Source organism: Thermogemmatispora sp. (assembly GCF_019683635.1).
Taxonomy (GTDB): Bacteria; Chloroflexota; Ktedonobacteria; order Ktedonobacterales; family Ktedonobacteraceae; genus Thermogemmatispora.
In genome coordinates, this window is the sequence record NZ_JADGIA010000230.1 from 1 (window position 1) to 7,914 (window position 7,914).

The 7,914-nt window shown below is 63.1% G+C and carries 5 protein-coding genes and 1 pseudogene; 2 read left to right on the top strand and 4 right to left on the bottom strand.

The genetic code is table 11. The annotated features are described in order from the left end of the window. Positions 1-674: 674 nt before the first annotated feature. Together IRZ31_RS21490 and IRZ31_RS18625 are read left to right on the top strand one after the other, a co-directional pair. Positions 675-752, top strand: a pseudogene (locus tag IRZ31_RS21490) (zinc-ribbon domain-containing protein); the annotation flags it as partial. 243 nt (positions 753-995) lie between these two features. Next, positions 996-2,027 carry a hypothetical protein gene (locus tag IRZ31_RS18625; protein WP_297156416.1) on the top strand — a complete coding sequence of 344 codons (1,032 nt, stop codon included), beginning with the start codon at positions 996-998 and terminating at the stop codon, positions 2,025-2,027. A gap of 564 nt (positions 2,028-2,591) precedes the next feature. Here IRZ31_RS18625 and IRZ31_RS18630 read toward each other — a convergent pair. The 4 genes from IRZ31_RS18630 to IRZ31_RS18645 all read right to left on the bottom strand — a co-directional run bounded on the left by IRZ31_RS18630 (position 2,592) and on the right by IRZ31_RS18645 (position 7,383). Next, positions 2,592-3,818, bottom strand: coding sequence for a class I SAM-dependent rRNA methyltransferase (locus tag IRZ31_RS18630; RefSeq protein ID WP_297156418.1), 1,227 nt, complete (start codon positions 3,816-3,818; stop codon positions 2,592-2,594). 67 nt (positions 3,819-3,885) lie between these two features. Next, positions 3,886-4,722, bottom strand: coding sequence for a uroporphyrinogen-III C-methyltransferase (cobA, locus tag IRZ31_RS18635; RefSeq protein WP_297156421.1), 837 nt, complete (start codon positions 4,720-4,722; stop codon positions 3,886-3,888). A 16-nt stretch (positions 4,723-4,738) separates the two neighbouring features. Next, positions 4,739-5,449: a bifunctional precorrin-2 dehydrogenase/sirohydrochlorin ferrochelatase gene (locus IRZ31_RS18640; protein ID WP_297156423.1), complete on the bottom strand. Its 711-nt coding sequence runs from the start codon at positions 5,447-5,449 to the stop codon at positions 4,739-4,741. Between the two features lie 152 nt (positions 5,450-5,601). Next, complete coding sequence (locus IRZ31_RS18645) at positions 5,602-7,383, bottom strand: NADPH-dependent assimilatory sulfite reductase hemoprotein subunit (RefSeq protein WP_297156424.1); 1,782 nt, start codon at positions 7,381-7,383, stop codon at positions 5,602-5,604. Positions 7,384-7,914: the final 531 nt, after the last annotated feature.

Below are 7,914 nucleotides of genomic sequence, written 5' to 3' on the forward strand. Positions count from 1 at the left end.
CTGATCATTGCGCCGCTGCTTCTGGCCGCGAGCACAGCGGCTCTGGTTGCCTGGCAGGCCGTGCGTGTGCGCCCGCTCATGGTGCTGCGCTACGAGTGAATGAGGCGCTCGTCCCAGAGCTGGCCCGCGGAGACCACACTCCCCCAGGAGGCAGCGAGGAGTGTGACCTCCGCGGACAGGTCTGGCCCTCAGCCACTGGCTTCTGAGCTGAGGAAGCAGCGGGCCTGGCCCAGCAGTCGCTCCCTTTCTTGGTTCTCCTGCTCGGCGCGTCCCCCCCACACCTTGACCTTGGCACGCTCGCCCTTTGCCTGAGCCGATACTGCCGGTTGACGCTCACCCCGGGCCGACTCTTATCGAGGAGAGCTGCGACCCCCACACGCTGATCACGGCGCCCATGCCCAGGGAGCTACCGCGACCTCCAGGCTAACCCGCTCTCTTTTACAACTTCGCGCGCTCTCGCCTGCCGCCTGGCGACGCCTGCTTTTCGAGGCCTTCCAGCATTTTCTCGCTAGCTCCCAGGCCAGCGATCTCCCGCTGCCGGGCGAACTATGCTGCAGCAGTAGCTCTGCTTTGCCCAAGAAAGCAAACTCATCTACAAGAGTTCCTCCAGGGAAACGTTTCTTTCTGTAGAAAGCCTGCCCGCCCACTATTCTACCCAATAGGAGGTTTGCACCATGCAGCCTAACCTTCGCTTCTGCCCTTACTGCGGGGCCTCGGTGGCTTCCACCCAGGCGTTCTGCTCTATGTGTGGTGCTCTTCTAAGCGAGGAAGCCGCAGGCCATACGCTTTCCCCTGGCCAAGAGGCGGGGAACAAGCCCCCAGAGGGGACGACCAGCGGCACCACGCAGATAGCTTCTCCAATGGCAACACCGCCGCCACCACCACCTCCGACTCCAGATTCACATGCTAGCCTTTCTCCTCCCCAGACTCCAGCTGCTTTCTCAGCCCCAGGACAAGGCTACAGGCCGCCTCTAGCTCCCACACCCGCGGGCCAGATGAGTAGTTCCCCACCTCCCTACGCTCGTCCCCAGAAGGGATCTGGCCGCGGCGTCATCGCTGGCCTCGGCTGCGGCATGCTTCTGGTCATCTTGCTCATCGTCGTGGTCTGCGGAGCCTTGAGCGTGGGTGGCTACCTCTTACTGCGCAACCTCGCCAGCACTGCTTCCTCCCTCTCCCACACCAGCAGCACCAGTGGGGACAACGCGCTCCACTCCAACACGCCAACCCCGACCAGCATCCCAACCCGCACCTTCCCCATCAACGGCACCCTGACCTACGCTTCCATCACTATCACGGTTGTCAATGCTCAACTGGCAGCCAGCTTTCCCGAGGACCTCAGCCCTACGAATGGCGCAGCCATCCTGCGCCTCTCTTTGAAAGAGAAGAACCCTTTGAACGGCTCTCCCCTGTATTCCTACCATGATGTTGCCCGCCTGATTCTCCCCGATCAAAGTAGTGTCGCGCCGAGCAATCTCCAGTATGGAGGATCACCATCACCTAATTCGGATCGCACCAACTGGCTAGACTTCGAAGTTCCCGCTACCCTGGACGTCAGCCGCACGATATTGCGCCTGGGAACCTCCAGCGAGGCCCAGATGGATATTCCCCTCCAGGAGAAGCCTAACCTCTCGAAATACCAGCCCCGTACAACCAGCTTCACCAACGCTCGAACCACCTATGCCGGCATGCAATGGACGGTCACCGCAGCGACAGTCAGCTGGAGCGACAATGGCCAGCAGGCTGGTAGTGGGAAACGCTTCCTGACCTTGAGCTTTCGCGTTGACAACCAGTCTCAGCGGGACATAGGCTTTAACCCCGTCGACTTCATGCGCCTGCAGGTCGGCAGCGATCGCTTTCCACCTGTAAGGAATACACTCGCCACGACAGCAAAGGCACAAACCACCAATTACACCGGTGAGGTGATTTTCATCATACCAGAGGGTACAACATCTTGTACAGTTATTATGATGAGAAATGAGCTGGTCCCTAACAGCAACGATACGCAGATCGCGCTCCAGCTGAGCTAAAGCGCGCAGAGCGCGAGCAGGAAGTGAACAGAGACAGAAGCACCGTCCTGGTTCCTTCGCCTCCCTGCTCATGCTCCCTCGCTCACAAGAGTCAGGCCCTTCCCTGAGCGAGGGAGCAGCACCATTCAATGGTCAGACTCCCTGGCCCACCGTTTCAGACGCCGACCGACACAGCTGCTTCTAGCTGCTGACTCGTCTCTTCCAGTGACAGATCGCGTGCAAGGAGCACAGACGTCCACTGCAGATCAGCCCTATTGCCTGCGCCGCCGTAGCGCAGCTCTCGCTGAGAGCGCCATCATTCAGCATCGAGAGCGGTCAGATCAAGCAAGCGTGTCCCACTGGTCAAGTCCCCTGCCTGCTGACCTCCACCCTGCAGCCCTTCGAATGGAGCGCGTCACCTCTGAGTGCACTGTCGCTCTATCGCATCGGCCTGCCGGCCTGATCGAAGTCGCCAATCAGACAGCGCAGCCGCTCTGGCCAGCGGGACGCTTCACCTGGGAGGCGAAAGGATTGACCTCAACCCAGACCGGCCCAATGCCCGGGTCGGCATGGCCAGGCACCTAGTTAGAGCAGCCGGCAGAAGATGGCTTTGAGATAGAGGGTTTCGGGCATGGCCAATCTGACAGGATGATCGCAGCTGTGGGTCAGCACTTCCAACACCTGCACCTCACGATCGAGAGCGCGCGCCGCCAGGGAGAGCGTCCCCGACAGATCATCCAGGCCAATCGCCCCCGAGCAGGAGCAGCTCAGCAGGATACCAGCAGGACGCAGCACGCTCATGCCCAGCATGTTCAAGCGACGATAGGCCCGCAGGGCCTGCGACCTCGCCGCCTGGCTGCGCGCAAAGGCCGGCGGATCAAGTACCACGATATCGAAGCGCTCGCCACGCGCACGGGCCTCCTCCAGGTAGGCAAAGACATCGGCGACGACAAAGGCGTGCTGATCGGCATCCAGCCCGTTGAGGGCGAAATGACGCCGGGCCGCCTCCATTGCTGGCTGCGAGCTATCAACACTGGTGACCCGCACCCGCTGATCGCTTAAGGCGGCTACCAGCGAAAAGCCACCGGTATAGGAGAAGCAATTGAGCACGCGCGCCACTCCCCCAGGCGCCAGTTCTGAGACCACAGCCCGCACATACTTGGCCAGCGCCGCTCGCTTGTCGCGCTGATCAAGAAAGAAGCCGGTCTTCTGACCGCGCCAGGGATCGATCAGGTAGCGTACACCATTTTCGCGCCCTTCCACTTCCGGGGGCACCTCGCCGGCCAGCAAGCGCGGCTCCTCCAGCGCCAGCCCCTCACGGCGCCGCGCCTGGCTATCGTTGCGCAACAGCAGACCATGCGCTCCCGTCTCTTCGAGCAGAGGCGCCACCAGCAGAGGCAGAAGACGCTCCATGCCGAGCGTGTGCACCTGAGCCACCAGCACCTCAGCGTAACGATCGACGATCAGGCCGGGCAGGCCGTCACCTTCCGAATGGATCAGCCGATAGATGTTGGTCACGGCGGGATCGAAAACGCGGCGCAGCTCTTGCGCCCGGCGGATGCGCCGGCGCAGCAGCGTGGCATCGATCGGCTCCTCGCGACGCGTCAGCAGACGGATGGCAATATCGGTGTGAGGATGATAATAGCCGCGCCCGAGGAACTGACCCGAGGCCGAGCGCACCTCAACCAGCCCGCCCGGTTCGACCTCGCGCGGCACCTGCTGCAAGGCTCCCGAGAAGACCCAGAGATGACCGTTGAGCAGCGGCTCCTCGCGCTGCGGCTTCAAACGTACCTGTGGATAGACGGTAGACATTGACAATGGCCAGCCCCTTGGATACCGGCAGCGTCTCGTCTCAGCCCAACCAGACAGACCACCGGTCCTACTCGTCGGCCATTATAGCATACGGATCATCAGCAGCAAGGGGAGCGGTCCCTTCGTCCTGGAACCAGGCCAGCACCTCGCGCAGGCGCACCACCTCACCGACGACGATGACCGCTGGCGCCCGTATGCCCGCCTGAGCTGCGCGCTCCGCAATCTCAGCCAGTCTACCCTCAACCGAGCGCTGCTGTGGCAGCGTCCCCCATTCGACCACCAACGCGGGAGTTTCGGCGTTCAGTCCGCCGGCCTGCAGCTCAGCCACAATCTGCGGCAGCGTCTTCACGCCCATCAAAATCACCAGCGTTCCCCCAACGCGCGCCAGTGTGCGCCAATCCACCGCGCTCGCCTCAGCGCCACGCTCCTTGTGGCCGGTCACAATGGTCACCAGCGAGGCCAGGCCCCGGTGCGTCACCGGCACGCCGGCGTAGGCCGGCACAGCCAGCGCCGCGCTCACTCCCGGCACCACCTCAAAGGGAATACCGGCCTGCGCCAGCGCCTCGGCCTCCTCGCCCCCACGCCCGAAGACAAAGGGATCTCCCCCCTTGAGACGCACCACCAGGCGCCCGCGACGGGCCTGTTCGATCAACAGGCGATTGATTTCTGCCTGGGGTAACTGATGGCAGCCTGGTCGCTTCCCAGCAAAGATCAGCTCGGCCCCAGCGCGGACCTCGGCCAGGAGCTCGGGGGCAACGAGGCGATCATAGATCACCACATCGGCGGCGCGCAGACAGCGCAAACCCTTCACGGTAATCAAATCGGGCGCCCCAGGACCAGCACCCACCAGGTAGACCTTGCCACGCTCCAGCGGGACCCCTGGCTGCTGCAACTTCTCACTCATCCATCTCCCTCCCCCTCTATGAAGCCAGCGAGCGCTCATCAACAGCCCCGGCGCTATCCTCCTCGAAAGAGCAAGGCACTTCCACGCCATACTGGCGCAGCAGCTCCGCCGTTAGAGCACGGGCCTCGGCCTCAGCCCCCGCCTCCAGCCGGGCCAGCACCGGCGAGCGGTAGAACTCCTGAAAAAAGGCATCGCGCCGCTCGTAGGTAACCCCCTGGGCACGCAGCAAAGCCCGCGCCTCCGCCGCCAGACGCAAGAAGGCCCCATAGGTCCGAGGAAAGTGCTGCTCCAGCTCCTGGCGGATCAGCTTCGCCAGGCCCGGGCTGGCCCCTTCCGTCGAGACTGCCACCGTCAGGGGATCACGGCGCAGAATCGAAGGCGTAATGAAATTGCAACGCTCGGGCAAATCAACAATGTTGAGCAACTGCCCACGCTGCTGGGCCTCGCTCCAGACGGCCTCCACCAGCTCCGGCTCACGCGTCGTGGCGATCACCACAAACGCCCCCTCCAGGTCGCCGGGCTGATAGGGGCGCCGTCGCGCCTCTACCTGTCCCCCCAACTCCTGAGCCACCCGCTCCAGCTCCGCGCACCACACAGGAGCAATCACACAGACCTGCGCCCCACAGGCGGCGAAAGCCTGGACCTTCTCCGCCGCAATGCGATCGCCTCCGATCACCACCACACGCCGACCGCGCACATCGAGCATAATCGGATAATAGTTCGGCATCTCGGTCGCCGTTCCTCCCTCAGCTCTCTCTCGTTCGCTCACACGCTCAAAGTGGCACTGTCACCTACGTTGGCCGCTCTCCCCGCTCCGCTCGGTTCAGCGTCTATACGCAGCGCGCCTGCCTCTCCTGGAAGAGCAGCAGGCGCGCTCGCTCAATGCAAGCCACTCAGCTCGCGTTCGTCGAGGATCTGCGCCCGCTGACGCAGATACTCCACACCGACGCGATGACAGTAGTCACCGAAAGTCTCGCCGGGAGTACGTTCATCGCGCCAGAGCACCAACAGCGGGCGAATCGTGGCGGGTACCTCTCGCAAAGGCACAGAGGCGGCGTAGAGCGTCGTCAGGCGCGTATTCTCCCAATCGCCACCGACATAGATATTGTAGAGATCCTTCGAGCGGCCCACAAAGCCGATATCACCCATATAGGGGCGGGCGCAGCCATTGGGGCAGCCGCTCATACGCAGACTGAGACGCTCACCAGCCAGGCCCAGCTCCTCCATCTGGCGCCCAATCTCATGCACCACACCCGGCAGGACACGCTCCGCCTCAGCTACCGCCAGACCACAGGTCGGCAAGGCCGGGCAGGCCATTGCATAGCGCTTCACCCCCAGCTTCGCAGGGTCCGTCTCAATGCCATGCGCACGCAGCAAGGTCTCCAGCGGCTCACGCTGATCCGCAGTCAGATCGGTCAGCAGGATATTCTGCTGTCCGGTTAAACGGATACCAGGACGGAAGGTCTCGATCGCCTTCCGCAGACCGGTGCGCAACTGGCAGGCATCCGTATCACGCACGCGCCCGTTCTCCACATAGACCCCCAGAAACCAGCGTCCATCGCCCTGCTCGTGCCAGCCCAGATGATCATCAACCCCCTCCCAATGCAGCGGATGGGGGTCAGCCACGGCATGGCCCAGGCGCCGCTCTAACTCAGCGCGGAACCACTCAATGCCACGCTCCTCGACCACATACTTCATGCGCGCATGCTTGCGGTTCTGACGATCGCCATAGTCGCGCTGGATCGTCACGATGGTCTCCACAACCGACAGCGCCTCAGCCGCCGGCACAAAGCAGAGCGGCGTCCCCAGGCGCGGATAGGTATCGGCCTTACCGTGGGTCATGCCCATGCCGCCGCCCACCAGCACCGTAAAGCCCGCCAGCTCACCACCGTCGTCCAGCTCGGCCACCAGCCCAATATCCTGGGTATAGACATCGATGCAGTTATCACCAGGGAAAGCCACGCCGATCTTGAACTTGCGCGGCAAATAGGTCGGCCCGTAGATCGGCTCCGCCTCCTCATCGTCCGGCGTCCCCACCGTGTGGACATGCTGCCCATCAATCCAGATCTCATGATAGGCCCGGCTGCGCGGCGCCAGATGACGTGCGATCTGCCGCGCAACGTCCTGGACCTGCGCCTGGGCCCGGCTGCGCGCCGGCGCCGGACAGGCCATCACGTTGCGGTTCACATCACCGCAAGCCGCCAGCGTTGAGAGCAGAGCCTCATTGATAGCGCGGATCGTCGCGCGCAGGTCCTGCTTCAAGACGCCATGCAGCTGAATGCCCTGGCGCGTCGTGAAGCGTAAGGTTCCATTGGCATAGCGGCCCGCCAGATCATCTTCGACCAGATATTGCTCGGCGGTCAATGCGCCCCCCGGAATACGCGAGCGGACCATGAATTGATAAGCCTTTTCCTCACCCGCAGCCTTACGCGCCTGACGCAGGTCACGGTTCTCCTGCTGGTAAATCCCATGAAATTTGATGAGCTGGACCTGCGCCTCGCTGAAATGCGTGCTGTCCTGAGCCAGCTCCTCGGCGATCGCCCCACGCAGATGGCGGCTCTCAGCCTTGATACGCTCTACCTTACTGCCGCCGCCGACTCCCAGGCCCAGGAGATTGTTGCCAGCGGAAGAAGGGGTCTGATGCTCTTGCTCGGTCGCCATACCTCAGTCCTCAAAGTTGACATAATGGATCAACTATAGCAACTATTAATTAACATACGATACAGAGCACTGTTTGTCAATAGGCGCACCAGAGCGACGGCGCAGGGGGCCAGAGAAGAGCGCGGCCCGAGGAGAGCTGGCGGCGGTGGCAGCGAAGCCAAGGTGGGACTGGATCAGGCGAGACCAGGCGGGCGCCTTCGAGAGCCGGGCCCGGGCAGGGCAGGCCGGGACAGACCCGGCCCGGCGCAAACAACACGCGGGTCACCGAGGGAGGTCCCCAGTGACCCGCGTACAGAGGAAGCCCATCTCTGGTACGGCGTCCTGCCGCAGCGGCAAGGAGGCGGCCTTGTCCTTCCTGCCGGCTGCTCGGCTGAGTACTGACACTGACGATCGCAGAGCGAGCAGGCTGGCGACGGCGCGGCAGCGAGCGGTTAAGTGAGCGAGGGAGCCACAAAGTCAAGCGAGTGGAGACCTCTGTAGCTCCCTCCCGCCCTCTCTCCCCCCAGCTATCGAGCGCCCGTCTGCCCTGCC